Annotated in this window: 13 protein-coding genes; 7 read left to right on the plus strand and 6 right to left on the minus strand. The window is 48.0% G+C overall.

Annotated features, from left to right (window positions below; translation table 11 throughout):
• The first annotated feature begins 53 nt into the window (after positions 1-53).
• The 5 genes from gatC to VMW30_03600 all read left to right on the plus strand — a co-directional run bounded on the left by gatC (position 54) and on the right by VMW30_03600 (position 5,096).
• Positions 54-353: an Asp-tRNA(Asn)/Glu-tRNA(Gln) amidotransferase subunit GatC gene (gene gatC / locus VMW30_03580; GenBank protein ID HUW87439.1), complete on the plus strand. Its 300-nt coding sequence runs from the start codon at positions 54-56 to the stop codon at positions 351-353.
• A complete protein-coding gene (gene gatA / locus VMW30_03585; GenBank protein HUW87440.1) occupies positions 350-1,846 on the plus strand; it encodes an Asp-tRNA(Asn)/Glu-tRNA(Gln) amidotransferase subunit GatA in 1,497 nt (498 codons plus the stop codon). Before gatC ends, gatA begins: the two co-directional genes overlap by 4 nt.
• Positions 1,843-3,345 carry an Asp-tRNA(Asn)/Glu-tRNA(Gln) amidotransferase subunit GatB gene (gene gatB / locus VMW30_03590; GenBank protein ID HUW87441.1) on the plus strand — a complete coding sequence of 501 codons (1,503 nt, stop codon included), beginning with the start codon at positions 1,843-1,845 and terminating at the stop codon, positions 3,343-3,345. The genes gatA and gatB overlap by 4 nt, the downstream gene beginning before the upstream one ends.
• Before the next feature lie 85 nt (positions 3,346-3,430).
• Complete coding sequence (locus tag VMW30_03595) at positions 3,431-4,690, plus strand: alanine racemase (protein HUW87442.1); 1,260 nt, start codon at positions 3,431-3,433, stop codon at positions 4,688-4,690.
• Between the two features lie 28 nt (positions 4,691-4,718).
• A complete protein-coding gene (locus tag VMW30_03600; protein ID HUW87443.1) occupies positions 4,719-5,096 on the plus strand; it encodes a Rid family hydrolase in 378 nt (125 codons plus the stop codon).
• 30 nt (positions 5,097-5,126) lie between these two features.
• Here VMW30_03600 and VMW30_03605 read toward each other — a convergent pair whose 3' ends face one another.
• Positions 5,127-6,410: a phosphopyruvate hydratase gene (locus VMW30_03605; protein HUW87444.1), complete on the minus strand. Its 1,284-nt coding sequence runs from the start codon at positions 6,408-6,410 to the stop codon at positions 5,127-5,129.
• On the minus strand, positions 6,407-7,399 hold the full coding sequence (locus tag VMW30_03610) for an aminoglycoside phosphotransferase family protein (GenBank protein HUW87445.1): 993 nt from the start codon (positions 7,397-7,399) through the stop codon (positions 6,407-6,409). The genes VMW30_03605 and VMW30_03610 overlap by 4 nt, the downstream gene beginning before the upstream one ends.
• 282 nt (positions 7,400-7,681) lie before the next feature.
• Between VMW30_03610 and VMW30_03615 the strand changes: the two genes are divergently transcribed.
• Together VMW30_03615 and VMW30_03620 are read left to right on the plus strand one after the other, a co-directional pair.
• Complete coding sequence (locus VMW30_03615) at positions 7,682-9,019, plus strand: ABC transporter substrate-binding protein (GenBank protein HUW87446.1); 1,338 nt, start codon at positions 7,682-7,684, stop codon at positions 9,017-9,019.
• Between the two features lie 96 nt (positions 9,020-9,115).
• A complete protein-coding gene (locus VMW30_03620; GenBank protein ID HUW87447.1) occupies positions 9,116-10,927 on the plus strand; it encodes an ABC transporter permease subunit in 1,812 nt (603 codons plus the stop codon).
• Positions 10,928-10,931: 4 nt separating this feature from the next.
• On the opposite strand, the gene VMW30_03625 is transcribed toward VMW30_03620, so the two are convergent.
• The 4 genes from VMW30_03625 to VMW30_03640 form a co-directional block, all read right to left on the minus strand.
• Positions 10,932-11,984 carry an aminotransferase class V-fold PLP-dependent enzyme gene (locus VMW30_03625; protein HUW87448.1) on the minus strand — a complete coding sequence of 351 codons (1,053 nt, stop codon included), beginning with the start codon at positions 11,982-11,984 and terminating at the stop codon, positions 10,932-10,934.
• Between the two features lie 90 nt (positions 11,985-12,074).
• Complete coding sequence (locus VMW30_03630; protein HUW87449.1) at positions 12,075-12,815, minus strand: SDR family oxidoreductase; 741 nt, start codon at positions 12,813-12,815, stop codon at positions 12,075-12,077.
• Between the two features lie 51 nt (positions 12,816-12,866).
• Complete coding sequence (locus VMW30_03635) at positions 12,867-13,724, minus strand: hypothetical protein (GenBank protein HUW87450.1); 858 nt, start codon at positions 13,722-13,724, stop codon at positions 12,867-12,869.
• Positions 13,711-14,850 carry a mandelate racemase/muconate lactonizing enzyme family protein gene (locus VMW30_03640; GenBank protein ID HUW87451.1) on the minus strand — a complete coding sequence of 380 codons (1,140 nt, stop codon included), beginning with the start codon at positions 14,848-14,850 and terminating at the stop codon, positions 13,711-13,713. Before VMW30_03640 ends, VMW30_03635 begins: the two co-directional genes overlap by 14 nt.
• Positions 14,851-14,895 lie beyond the last annotated feature (45 nt).

The raw sequence follows: 14,895 nt of genomic DNA on the forward strand, positions 1-14,895 counted from the left end.
CATTTCTCCAGTGGCAAATTCGTAGTTAGAGGCTCTTCTAATAGACTCCACCCATGAGCAACTTGTCGCCAAAAGACCTAGCGAATCTAGCCCGCCTGGCTCGAATCGAGATGACTGATCAGGAACTTGCCCATCTATCCACTGAGATGGATGTCATTCTGAACGCGGTAGCCCGCGTGCAGGAGGTGGCAACGGCTGATATTCCGCCGACTTCACACCCTTTGCCTTTGCGCAATGTGACCCGTCCTGATGTAGTGGCTCCGAGCCTTACCCCAGAGCAGGCGCTCTCAGGGGCTCCGGCAAAAGAAGATGGCCGCTTCCGGGTGCCACAGATTTTGGGGGAGGAAGCATGATTACTCGCTCCGCACATGAGATGGCTGCGGCAATGGCGGCGGGGGAGATTACTTCTGAGAAATTAACCCAACAGCATTTTGATCGGATTGCTGAAGTTGATGCTGAGGTTCATGCCTTCCTGCATTTGGATCATGAGGGTGCTTTAGCACAGGCTCAATCGGTCGATGAGGCGCGCGGACGTGGCGAGAAAGTCGGGCCGTTGGCTGGGGTTCCACTGGCACTGAAAGACATCATCGTTCAGAAGGATGTTCCGACTACCGCTGGATCCAAGATTCTTGAAGGGTGGCGTCCGCCCTATGACGCAACCATCGTTACCAAGATGAAGAATGCTGGAATTGTCATTCTGGGCAAGACGAACTGCGACGAGTTTGCGATGGGTTCGTCGACTGAGAACTCTGCGTACGGTCCAACACATAATCCGTGGGACCTATCTCGTATTCCTGGTGGATCTGGCGGTGGGTCATCCGCATCCCTTGCTGCCTTTGAAGCGCCTCTTGCTATTGGTACAGATACGGGTGGATCTATCCGTCAACCAGCGGCTGTAACCGGAACAGTGGGAGTGAAGCCAACCTATGGTGGAGTTTCGCGTTATGGATTGATCGCGTTCTCATCGAGTCTGGATCAGGCAGGTCCTTGTGCGCGTACCGTATTGGATGCGGCGTTGTTGCATGAGGTGATCGCTGGACATGATCCAATGGATGCAACGAGTGCCAATGTGCCAGTGCCACAAGTTGTGAATGCTGCCCGAAGTGGTGAAGTGAAGGGCATGAAGATCGGCGTTGTGAAAGAACTCAATGGCGATGGGTACCAAGCGGGGGTTCGTTCTCGCTTTGAGGAGTCTTTGGAACTTCTTGCTAAGGCTGGCGCAGAAATCGTTGAAGTCTCCTGCCCTAATTTTGAATACGCGCTTGCTGCTTATTATTTAATTGCTCCGAGTGAATGTTCTTCCAACCTCGCACGTTTTGACGCCATGCGTTATGGAATGCGAAAGGGCGATGATGACGGAGTTTCGGCAGAACTCGTTATGAATATCACCCGCGAGGTGGGCTTCGGCCGCGAAGTGAAACGCCGAATTATCCTTGGAACATATGCACTTTCCTCGGGTTATTACGATGCTTATTATGGCAGCGCGCAGAAGGTACGCACGTTGATTATGCAGGATTTCAACAATGCATTCGCCAAGGCGGATGTTCTCGTTTCTCCTACCGCACCAACAACCGCATTCAAGATCGGCGAGAAAGCTGATGACCCATTAGCCATGTATCTCAACGACATTGCGACGATTCCAGTGAACATGGCGGGAATCGCAGGAATGAGCCTGCCTTCCGGGCTGGCTCCAGAAGATGGGCTGCCCACGGGGTTTCAGATTATGGCTCCTGCAATGCAGGATCAGAAGTTGTATTCGGTGGGTGCTGCGTTGGAGGCGGCACTGCTTGCTAAGTGGGGTGCGCCATTGCTCTCGCGTATTCCTGCATTGGGAGGTGCGAAGTGAGTCTTTCCTATGAGGACGTGATTGCTAAGTACGAACCTGTATTGGGTCTTGAAGTTCACGTCGAACTCAATACCAATTCAAAGATGTTCTGTGGGTGTGCGACAGTCTTTGGTGCGGAGCCAAATACTCAGACCTGCCCCGTCTGTCTCGGCATGCCTGGTGCGATGCCCGTGGTCAACGAGAAGGCGATTGAATCCTCCATTCTTATTGGTCTTGCTCTGCATTGTTCTATTGCGCCGTTTAGCCGCTTCTCGCGGAAGAACTATTTCTATCCAGATATGCCAAAGAACTACCAGATCTCGCAGTATGACGAGCCGATCTGCATCAATGGTTTTGTGGATGTCGAGATTGATACGGATGAAGGTGTGAAGCAGTTCCGCGTTGAGATCGAGCGCGTGCATATGGAAGAGGACACGGGAAAATCATTGCACATGGGCGGGGCCACTGGACGAATCCACGGCGCTGACTACTCGTTGCTCGACTTCAACCGGGCAGGTATTCCTTTAGTGGAGATTGTGACCAAGATTGTTCCGGGCACAGGAAAGTACGCACCTGAGGTCGCCAAGGCTTATGTCGCAGAACTCCGTGACATTCTCCGCTCCCTCGGCGTGAGTGATGTTCGCATGGAGCAGGGCTCACTTCGTTGCGACGCCAACGTCTCATTGCGACTGATAGGTGAGACGGCACTTGGAACTCGTAGTGAGACAAAGAACGTCAACTCGCTTCGCTCAGTCGAGCGTGCGGTGCGCGGAGAGATGATCCGTCATGCAGAACTCTTAAACGCAGGCAAGAAAGTTGTTCAGGAGACTCGTCACTTCCAAGAGGAGAGCGGACTTACTCGCTCCGGTCGTTCCAAGGAGCAGGCCGAGGATTACCGTTATTTCCCTGAGCCAGATCTTGTCCCAGTAGAGCCAGATGCAGCCTGGATTGAGGAATTGCGAGCCACTTTGCCTGAAGAACCCACAACACGTCGAAAGAGATTGCAGGCTGAGTGGTCGGTGCCGGATAAAGAGATGGCCGCGATGATTAATGCTGAGGCTCTGAACATTGTCGAAGCCACAGTGAAACTCGGAGCAGATCCGACCCGTGCGCGCGGGTGGTGGCTTGGCGAGATTTCACGTGTTGCCAACGAGAAGGAAGTTTCAATCTTCGATCTGGCAATTACACCTAAGGATGTCGCCGACATTGTGGCTCTCGTTGCTGCCGGGGAGTTGACTGACAAGCTGGCTCGCCAAGTTGTAGAAGGCGTCATTAACTCAGAAGGCACGCCTGCACAAGTAATGGAATCTCGCGGCTTGAAAGTGGTCTCTGATGACTCTGCACTCATGGCTGCGATTGAGAAGGCCATTGCCTCTCAACCCGATACCGCTGAGAAAGTCCGAAACGGAAACATTCCTGCCGCCGGCGCACTCATCGGCGCGGTCATGAAAGAGACAAAGGGCCAAGCAGATGCTGCTCGAGTTCGAGAGCTCCTACTCGGTCACTTAGGTCAGATGTAAACGGCTAACCTTCCAGGGTAAGCGGGAGGCGGTCTCGTTAGAACTTCCCAGAAAAAGTTACACCGGAAACTTGTATAGTTGTTTAATGCCCAACTTAGTATCAAACCTTCAAGCGTTTGGAAAAAGGACTCTCACTTCGACGTACAAAGGAATTCCGCTAGAGGCTGATGGCCAGCGCATCGAAGAGTTTCTCAAAACTAAACCAAACCTCTTCACATCTGGATTTCAATTTCCCATCGCAATTCTACGAAAATCTGCACTTGATAATAATCTAAAACGCATGGCGGAATATTGCACAGAAGTTGGTGCCTCTCTTGCTCCACATGTGAAAACGACCATGTCGCCACAGATCGCGCAGATGCAGTTGGAACATGGTGCTTGGGCCTTGACTGTTGCTAACTATTCTCAGGCCCGCGTGTTTCTTGACCTTGGATTTGAACGCATCATCATTGCAAATGAAATTGTTGATAGACACTCTATTCGTGCAATAGCGCTAAAGAATTTGGAACCGAATCATGAGGTAATCTTCTACGTAGATTCACTAGATGGACTTGAAATTATTCAAGACGCACTAAGTGGTCTGAGTGATGCCCGGATCCATCTTCTACTTGAAATTGGATTCATCGGCGGGCGTGGCGGTATTCGAGATAATGCCGATGCCCAAACACTCGCAGAGAAGGTTGCTGAAGATTCTCGGCTGATCCTGCGGGGCGTCTCTGGTTTTGAAGGAATAGTCGATGGAGCAGATCGTTCGAGCGATGGCATGGCAAAAGTTCGCGAGTTCTGTCAAAAGATAGTTGTCGCAGCGAAATTGGTAGCGCCATATGTTGGTGCCGAAAAAATCATAATCACTGCGGGTGGAAGTGCTTTTTTTGATATTGTCGCCGAAGAATTCAATAAGTACGACGGTAGTGCGCACCTCATTTTACGCAGTGGTGGATACATTTCTCACGATAGCGGGTTCTATGAACGAATCTATCCTTTCGCCGATCAGCCGAGCGTTAAACAATTGTTGCCAGCCATTGAATTATGGGGTCAAGTACTCACCCAACCCGAACCTGGCCTAGCCATACTCAACCTCGGGAAACGAGATGTAGGCAATGATGTTGATAATCCATCGCCCTTCAAGAAATATCGTGGAGAGATCTCAGCTATCAGTGGTGTGATTGATCATTTAAACGATCAACACGGGTACCTGCATTTTCAGGAAGAAGAAGATGTGAGAATCGCTGATGTGATCGGTATGGGTATATCGCATCCTTGTACAACGTTTGATAAGTGGAAACTCATGCCGCTGGTGGATGATAATTATGATGTAGTAGAGTTCATTCATACCTTTTTCTAAAACGAACCCCAAAACAAATGGAGACACGATGACTGCCAATTTTTTTCAAGTAGAAAGCGCACCACTGCCAGGAGGTTCATATTCCCACGGAGTAGTCGCAAATGGATTTCTCTATACATGTGGCATGGGTCCTGTCGATCCAGCCACTGGGAAAATTGTCGAAGGTGGCGTGGCCGAGCAGACACGACAGACGCTAAAAAATCTTGAAAGCATTCTTGCTGAGCGTGGCGCGACCATGGCTAATGTCATTAAAGTGACCGCACACCTGCAAGAAGTTCATCGCGACTTTGCGGCTTACGATGTTGTTTATCGTGAATTTTTTAGCGAGCCTTTTCCTGTACGTACGACCGTTGGCTCGGATCTCATAAATATCTTGGTCGAGATTGATTTGGTTGTTGCTCTGTAATTTATGAACTAACTCTCACGTTCCGGAATTTTAGATTTTTTGGAATGGATTGTTAAAAACAGTTTCTTCAGTTGCCTCAAGTTCAAGAAGTCGGTTCCATTTAGCGGTTCGCTCTGATCCGTGAGTGGAACCGACTTTAATTTGACCGGCTCCCCAACCAGTTGCTAAATCTGCCAACCAACTATCTTCGGTCTCTCCCGAGCGTGCTGAAACAATCGTGGAGAAACCATGTTCCTGTGCGTGGCGAAGTACATGATGAGTCTGAGTGACTAGCCCATTCTGATTGGGCTTGATAAGAATCGAATTTGCGCTCTGAGTGTCGATGCCTTGGGAGAGTCGAGTCAGATTCGTTGTAAAAAGATCATCACCCACTACTTGGATTGGCTTTGGCAGTTCGGTCATGAATCGATCCCAAGAACTCCAGTCATCTTCCGCGAAGGGATCCTCAATAGAGGCTATGGGGTGTGACGACAATAATGCAATGAGTTGTTCGCGCCATTGTTCTGGCGTGAAAACCATATTTGAACTTCGAGATATGTAATTTCCTTGATCGTAAAATTGGCTCGCTGCGATATCGAGTGCAATAGAAACTTCTTCTCCAGGTGTGAGTCCTACTGCCTCAATACATTGCTCCACAAATGTGCACGCTTCCGAGGAGCCCTCAAAAGGAATACCTAGTCCACCTTCATCTGCAACCAGATTTGTTATAAACCCTCGTGATGCTCCGATTCTTGCGGCGGTATCACGGATTGCAACGATCCAGGAGAGGGCTTGTTCGAATGTTGCTGCGCCATGTGGGATGACAAGAACATCTTGAATATCAATGGCCCCGTTGGCATGCGCACCACCTGAAAGGATATTCACCATCGGCATGGGAATATTCAATACGCCCGTGGGTTGATAGAACCGGGCCATGGATAGTCCACGAGTACGCGCCGCTGCTTCGACTGTAACGAGCGACACCGCCAAGGTTGCGTTTGCTCCTAAAATTTCGTGTCGCTCCGTTGCATCGATTTCGCAGAGCAGGTCATCAGTTAGTTGCGAATCAGCAACTGTGCCGATAAGTCGTGGGCGGATTACGTTATTGATGTTGGCGACGGCTGTATATACGCTCTTACCGCCAAAAAAATTCTCCGCATGTGGTCCACCGCTGTCACGGAGTTCGAACGCCTCATGGACTCCGGTAGACGCACCGGACGGCACACTCACCTTATGGACACTGCCGTCGCTTAGAGTCATTCGGGCGCAGACGGTTGGTCGTCCGCGAGAGTCAAGAACCTGCAACCCCTGAAGATCTCGTATTGTGATGCTCATGCTTGAGAGAATATCTCAGTTATCGTGGGAGGTGTCTCACTTTGTAAAATAGTCAAGGCACGACGGCGAAGACGATCTTGTGCAGCCGAGTCAAGATAACCTACGGGGGATTGTCCATCTACGCGGGCAAGCGCAATGGCGGCGACGTGCCAAGGTAGTGAGGCAGATACTGGACTCTCGGATGATTTTTCATATGCTTGAACAAAAGCGTCAGCTGCTTGGGCAAGCAGAATTTTTTTGTCTTGTTCCTGAAAAAACTCATATTTGCACAGTAAGTGTGCCAACAAGAACCCCAAATCAAACACAGGATTGCCAGTATGCGCAACCTCGAAATCCAGCACGATGACTTTTGATCGACCGTCAACGAGGATATTCTTAGGAGAGTAATCGCCGTGAACAAGGCAAGGTTTGTCTTCGAGAAGTTCGGTAATCAACGCCCCTATGCGTTTTGAGATACTTTCATGCTTAGTGGCTACGGTTCGATAAAATGGGCTGATTCGCAATTGTTCGAAAAGGGAATCCTCTTGAAATTCCTGAAGTATTGCTGGATCTTTGGCGGTATTTCTATGCCAGAGACCCAAGATTTGACCTAAGTGCGCTGCTATATCAGGTTGAATCGAACCTGATAGCAGATCTTCTTTCCAGATCGTCATTGTCCGCGGTGCCCGTTCAATAATCAAAATGAATTGATCCGGATCGACATCGTAAAGTTTTGGAACATTTTCCGGTGTTAGTTTGTGCAAGACTTCTATTGCGTGCGCTTCCACAATAGCTCTGCGCTGGTCAGCTATCCATTCTGACGCGACTTTCAATTCAGGTAACGCCTGCTTTAAAACTAAATCTTTTCCCTCTCCGGAAACAGCGAGAACAACATTAGAAACCCCTCCGGTGAGAATTTCAACGAGTGGACTCGATTCTGGTGAAAAGATTTCTCGATCTTTAAAGTATGCCACAACCGTCCCCTGATCAAGAAGTTTAGGATTGAGCATGGGCGCCTCTCAAGTCACTCTTCAGACAGTTGGTCTCTGGAGGAATTCGCGATAGTAGATCCTTGGTATTGTTGGTCCGCGTAATTCTTACAGACGCAATTCTAATGAATCTACACCCTTGCGGAGTACCTGGCGCCGTCGGGTTTGGGAATCGAGGGCTGCCCGCCCCGGAGAAATCGCATGAGGGTTACAAGTCAGAGGGGTAGTCCTTTCCATACGGGACCGTTTGAGTCTAGATTACGCTCTACATAATCTAGACTCAAATTTATTGGAGGTCCATCTGTGAAATCTCGCTACAAAACCTTAAAGGTATTTGGTGCAGCCGTTGCTGTACTTAGTTTGGTGCTCACGGGTTGCTCCAGCACATCAACTCCAAGCGCAACAGACGAGACGAAGGAAGTTACCCTCAACTGGTGGTGGTGGGGCACTGGAGATGTTCCCAAGATGAATACTTGGGTTGACTGGGTTGCGAAAGCATATGAAGACGCGCACCCGGGCGTCACCATCAAGTACGAAGAGAGAACAGATACTGATATTACAACCGCCTTTGAAGCGGCAGCCGCGGCAAAGTCAGGTCCTGACATTGCACCAGCTTGGGCAAGCAGTCCAGTACTCAGCCAGGTCTGGGCCGGGAACGTCTCTCCCATTTCCGATTATGTAGATAAGACAGAAATGGATAATTGGTTAAATACGGCTGAAAATGCTTATGAAGGGAAGATTTGGGCAGCACCTACTTACATCGTTGGGTTGCCAATCGTGTACAACAAGACCCTCTTTAAGAAAGCCGGCATTGATACAGAGACTCCACCCGCAACGTGGAACGATTTCCTTGGACTTTGTACATCTCTCAACAAGGCTGGGATCACCCCAATTGTTGGAGGTAACCGCGGTGGGTTTGAAGGTTCATGGTGGTTTGCGCATCTCGGCAAGCAATATATGGATGCGCCATCAGACCTTCAAAAGGCGGCAGTTTCGGGAGACTTCACTCGAATTGCGCCATGGGCTAGCAAGTTCGATGAAATGTTTAAGAACAATTGCTTTAACAAAGACATTAACAGCCTTGAACTTCAAGAAAAATATGATGTGTTCAATAAAGGCGGGGCTGGAATGGTCCTTGCTATTGATGGAGCCGCTCTCGGTGCAGCAGATGCATTGGGTCAAAGCAACATCGGCATCATGACCCTTCCTGTCTTTGGAGATGGAGCCATGGCGAAGTACTACACCGCTACGCAATCTATCTCGCACTTCATTACTAGTTGGAGCCCAAATAAGGAAGTTTCTGCAGACTTCATCAAGTTTTGGCATTCGACCGAGTCACTTAACAAGTGGTTCGAATTAACTGGTGTTATGCCTGCCGATAGTCGATTTGATCAGAGCACTGTTACTGACCCAGTCAAGCAAGCACTCTTTGCTCTTAACAAACTACCCAGCGTCTGGCTAAGCAACTTTGAACCAGGTTCTGTTTTCGAGCAAGCAGATCTTGCTGGTGGTCAGTTAATTAGTACCCGTAAAGGTGATGGTCCAGCAGACATCGCCCTCTGGAAGAAAGCATCCGAAAGCTGGGTAACGCAAAAGCCAGAAGAGGTCGCTAACTTCAAAAAGTGGGCAGGAATAAAGTAGTAAACTGACGGAAGTCAAGAAACCCCCTCGTCTGGTTTTTGATAACCAGTTCGAGGGGGTTTCTTTAAGAAGGGATCTCCCTAAATGAAGGTACCTATGGCCAGTAAAACAGGGTCAATACGGAAATCTACCGTCGCGTTTGGCTACACAGCGCCAGCCATCGCATTAATGCTATTGGTCTTTGCGTATCCACTTATTCAAATTGGGCTACTTGCTTTTCGTCGCTCAGGGAAATTTGTTGGATTAGCAAATTACAGAGCCTTGGAAAGTGACACTGTTTTTCGAACATCCCTTTTCAATAATCTAAAATTACTAGCACTCGTCCCCGTTATAATTTTGATTTCTCTCGTTCTCGCAGTAGTTATTAATGAGCGTCCTCGTGGATGGACCATTCATAGATTCGTAATTCTGATTCCCTTCATCTTACCTATCCCGGTGTCTGCAATTGCAATCGCAGCGATTGTTGCCTACAGGGGCGGACTAAACCAACTTCTCAATAGTGTTGGATTAGATTTTCTTGCCGTCGATTGGCTTGGGCAGGCGAACACGTCATTCTTTATTATTTGCGCAGCATTGATCTGGCGAGAAATTGGTTTCAGTTCGATCCTAATTTTCTCGCGTTTAGGAAATATTGATCAAGAAATTGTGGAGGCCGCAGAAATTGATGGGGCTGGTTGGTGGCGCCGATTAAGGTATGCAATATTGCCACAGATCGCTGGAGTGCTCATTACATTGATTGTTCTCGAGGTTATTACAGTATTTTTCTATACCTTTGAGTGGGTCTACATGCTTACTCGTGGTGGCCCAGCGGGATCAACAATGGTTGTTGATCTCTATATTTTTCAACAAGCGGTGCAATTCCGGTCCATTGGAATTGCAACTGCAGCATCTAGTGTCGTCGTCATCCTGCTTCTAGTAATTCTCTTTAGCAGCAAACTACTACAGGCATTCTCTGTATTGCGAAGAAGAAGACGCCTCGTCCCCAAAGCATTCAGCCCCCTTTCGGCCAATATAAAATCGTCGCCACGAACACCATCACGAGCGAGTAAATTCAAGCGTTCAAGGATTGGCTATAAACTTAATTCCACTGTAAAACTGCTCGTGTCTTTAAGCCGACATCTACTGCTCTTGATATTTAGTACAATGTTTCTTATTCCTCTTTATTTCATAATTGTTAATGCATTTAAGACCACTCTAGATTACGGAGATTCACCGTGGTCTATTCCATTGAAACCCACTCTAAGGGCATTTCATGAAGTATTCTCGCGTGGAGAGATTTTAACTTGGTTTAGAAACAGTGTTGTTGTAACTTTCGGAACCGTTTTATTGATCACGATTACTGGCATTCTGGCTAGTTACTATGTCTCCACCTCAAGAAATTGGATAAATGGTGCCTTTCGAAAAATATTCTTACCTTTACTTGCGGTGCCACCAATTATAATAATAGTTCCGCTTTTTGTACTATTTAGTAATCTTGGTTTGATAAATTCTTTTGTTGGCGCAATTATTGTTTTTACGGGTCTCCTGCTTCCATTTAGTTGTTATCTCTTGCTCGGATTTTTTGACACGTTTCCAAAAGAAATTCTGGAAGCAGCATCAATGGATGGGGCTGGGCGACTGTCGACCCTTTTCCGGGTAGTTTTGCCAACCGCTAAGGCCGCGATTGGAACGCAGCTAGTGCTTAATATGCTCTATGTTTGGAATTCGCTTTTGATTGTTCTCATCTTCTTGCAAGGAAACGATCGGCGTACACTCGCTGCGGGTATTAGCGTCTTTCAAGGACGTTTTTTCCGAGACACACCTCTTGTTATGGCAGCTTCATTGCTCGTAATTTTGCCAATGTTTGCTGTTTACTTATTCGCGCAGCGATATTTCCGTCGTGGCATTATGGCTGGTGCAGTGAAATGAAAGATCAAGACAGGGAATTGACTGCACGTTCAATTCCTGCAAGCACAAGGTCAATCTCGCCTTCGGATAGCATGTCTGGACTGATATAAAGACTTTCTGATAAATCAAGAACTATGGATGGATTCTCGTTTACCAACGATGTGTATACCCTCTGCGCAACATCTGTAGGCTGAGAGGGATCAAAGGAAATCTTTACTCGGGGAACCGGCTGTCCTGCTTGATTCACGTTCTCGGTAGTTCCGGCAACACCTGGGATCTTTTGTAAGCCAGAATTAATTGCTTGGCAGTCGCGGAGCCAACCTTTGAAATCTTCTTCGTGATCGTGAGCTATATACATTTCTACAGCTTGGAGCAATCCAAATATTTCCTCTTTGCCTACTTTGAACGCTCTTGCTATCTCTTGGTTGGGAGCGGCAAGCGAGGCGGCAACGTCCAAGATTTTAGATTTGCCCATCATCAGACCGCTGGCTTGGGGCCCTCTCAATGCCTTTCCTCCGCTAAATAAGACAACATCAGCTCCAGCATCTGCGGTGAAGAACCAAAGGTTTGAAACTGGTGGCAACTGAGCCGCTGCATCAACAATTACAGGGATTTTGTACTTTTTGGCAATCTTGACCGTAGAAATGATGTCGAGGGCGTCTGCTCCCACATAAGAACCGGCAACCCAGAAGATAGCTAAAGTGTTTTCATTGATTGCCTTTTCCAAATCTTCTTCTGTTCTCTTGCCACTGGTGCCGTATTCCTTGATTTTGGCGCCGGCAAATGTAATCGCCTGGTCATAGGGGATCCGATGAGATTTATCAATGAGAACATCGGTCCGAGTGGGCGAGTCGGACAATCTACCTACCGCCAAGATGGAAAGAACAATTGCAGAGGCGCAGCCAGGGGTTATGTAGGCCGCCTCATTGCGAGTAATTTCAGCGAGCCTCCTTCCTGCTGCTGCATGCAAGCTTTGCATATCAACAAAAGATTCTGCGCCTCGGTTCATGGCTTCAATGACCTCAGGAAGCATTAAAGAACCTCCGAGTCGCGTGTACGTTGTCGCGCCATTTATCACGCGTTTTATACCAAGAGATTCATAAGATATTTTCAGTTGAGTGTCTCCAATTCTTCACCAATGATCATTACAAAACTAATCTTCGTGTAGTTATTTTTTTACGCTAAAACCACCGTCTACGAGCAAGGAGGCGCCTGTTATATATGACGCCGCATCCGAGGAGAGGAAACAGACGGCTTCGGCTACTTCCTCAGGCATGCCCATTCTGTTGAGCGCGGTATTTCTGATTGCCTCTTCGAAGTCTTTCTCTGTCGCAGTGTCCCAGACTGGCGTTAAAATCGGACCCGGTAGTACGGAATTAACTCTAATTTTTGGTCCGTATTCAACGGCCAATTGATTGCTCAATGAAACAATGCCGCCCTTGGTTGCTGCATAGACACCATGTCCGGGGAACCCCAAACGCGCATGTACTGATGCCGTATTAACCATACTTCCATGCGTTTCTTCGAGGTCGCCGAGAAAGACGATCACAGATTTGTGAATCCCGCCGAAGTTGACTTCAGTTTGACGATTCCACTCCTCTACTGTGGTCAAATGGGCAGGTTTGACGATTTTTATATAAGCGTTATTAAAGACCACATTCACTTTTCCATAAATCTCATGGACGTGGGTTTTAACCCTCTCCCAATTGTCAAGATCTGTGATATCCAGTTTTAAACTGATGGCCTTCCCATTTGCTTCCTTGATAGCAGTAGCCACCAATTCTGCGGATTCTTGATTGATATCTGTTACTACAACGTTTGCGCCATATTCGGCAAACTTCTTAGCCGTGGCGGATCCGATCCCACTTCCACCACCAGTGATCAGAACAGTTTTATTATTTAGGTTCATGCTGCATTATATGCCTAGCAGCCCTGTTTTACTCCTAAGAGTAATTTTGAATTACTCTTCAAGATCCATTCGCAGACTCCAGCTAATTGATTCCTCAGGTTTAAGAATTCGTATTCGGTGGGCCGTTTCAGCGTTGCGTTCACTCACGCGGTGGGCGATTGCAGGTTGTGGCGATATCACCGTTTCCTTTGCATATTCTTTATTATCAACGAAAATTCCAAAGTACGGTACTTCTGACTTGTTCCAAGAAAGACTTAGTCGCTCACCTGTTGAGCGCACGAGTGTGATTCTCTCTATTGCAGTTTCTGGTCTGCACCAATACTCAACGGATGTGTTCGGTGGGAGGTCCTGCGGTAGAAAAGTTTGTTCGATTCTCGGTATTAATGGGGCGGTTTGTTCAAAGCTGATGTTTGGATAGATTTGCACTTGGGTGATATTCGCCGCCGAAAATAGCGGATGGCATGACCAGAACGCGGGTACATTGACCCTTCCGACATTGGTAATTCGGTATTCGATGGCAACGCTTGACTGCTTCATGTCTGACGAATTGAGAGAGACCTTTCTCCAAAATTCCAGAGTTCTTGTTGAAAGTTTTATGGACAGGGTCGCGGATGTCGAATTGGACTCTTCAACTCTCCAGGGCCTACTCCACACTTCGCCATGATCAGGCAGATCGTGAAGGCCATCCAAGGATCGGCAGGCATCCGTCGTCGGCACCATTTCATCCCATCCTGAAATCTCTGGCCGGATAAAATTGTCGCCTATATTCCTTGCAACTAAAGGGGCCGATGGTTGAGAAATCCATTCCTCGCATCCATCAAGTTTGACGCTCGCAATCCTTCCTCCAAATTCTGGCAGAATTGTGAGCGAAATATTGCCGAGCAGTAACTCGATACTAGACTTTTCCATAAGGAAGATATTGTCCTTCACTTTCAAAACGTTTTTTGGCCTCGTTCAATGCTGCATCGTCTATATCGAAACCGAGGCCACTTCCCTCTGGAAGTCCCCATTTAGGCGAGGTGGTAGTAGGGATTTTTTGGAGCAGGATGTCGCCTTCCATGTGTGCCGCGGTCTGTTGATTGCCCAGGACAAGATTGGGAATGGTGAGACTGGCGTGGTGAAAAGCTGTGGCGGCGATGCCCAGTTCGCCATGGGTATGACGACATACCTTGCTACCCATTACTTGAGCAACGTAGGAAACTTGTCTAAATTTTTCAAGTGACCCGACCCAGTATGGCGAAAAGGTGTAAACATCGGCAACGCGGTTGAGTATTAATCTGTTTGCATCTTCCTCAGTCCACAACCCTTCGTTAGCTGCAAGGGGGATTGATGTTTTTGTACGTAAATTTGCCATTAAGGACGTTGGATGTTCGCGGACTGGTTGTTCGATGAAGTCAATTCCAAAAGGAGCGAAACGCTCCAGGAAACGTGGAGCGTCCTGCAGCGACCAAGCCCCATTTGAATCAAGTCGTATGCGATTCTTCGGACCAATGGCATTTCGGATTGTTCTTACCATCTCTATCTCATGTTCTAAATCGACCCCAGTTTTCAGGTAGTAGGTTTCATACCCAGCTTTCATGCCCTCAGCGCACTGAGCCTCGATATCCTGGAGGGTCCCGTGTCCTAGATAGAAGAAATAGTCAACGTCTTTATGAACCGCACCACCCAGTAGTTTGTAAACTGGCAGTCCGGAACTCTTGCCGCAGAGATCCCATAGAGCCATGTCGAAAGAAGCCCACGCGTAGTTGCCGGTCATGGCACGTAGTGTCCAGAGCCCTCTGCGGAATAGGTCGCGCATAATATCGGCCGAATCCCAAGGAGATCGTCCTTGCACGAAGGGGAACATGGCTTTGACGGCAGCAGATATCGAGAGTACATCGGCGCCTGAGCAAGCCTCACCCCACCCAACTAAACCGGTATCTGTCGTCAATTTCACAACTACAGACGTCACGCCGCTTCTTTGGACTATCGAACTGACTTCAGTTCGCTTATAGGGCACGTTGACAATGAACGTTTCTAAACTTTGAATTTTCACCACGCAACTCCATCCACGAGTTAATCTATGGATTGGACATTACAC

The organism is Candidatus Paceibacterota bacterium (assembly GCA_035530615.1).
GTDB lineage: Bacteria > Actinomycetota > Actinomycetes > Nanopelagicales > Nanopelagicaceae > QYPT01.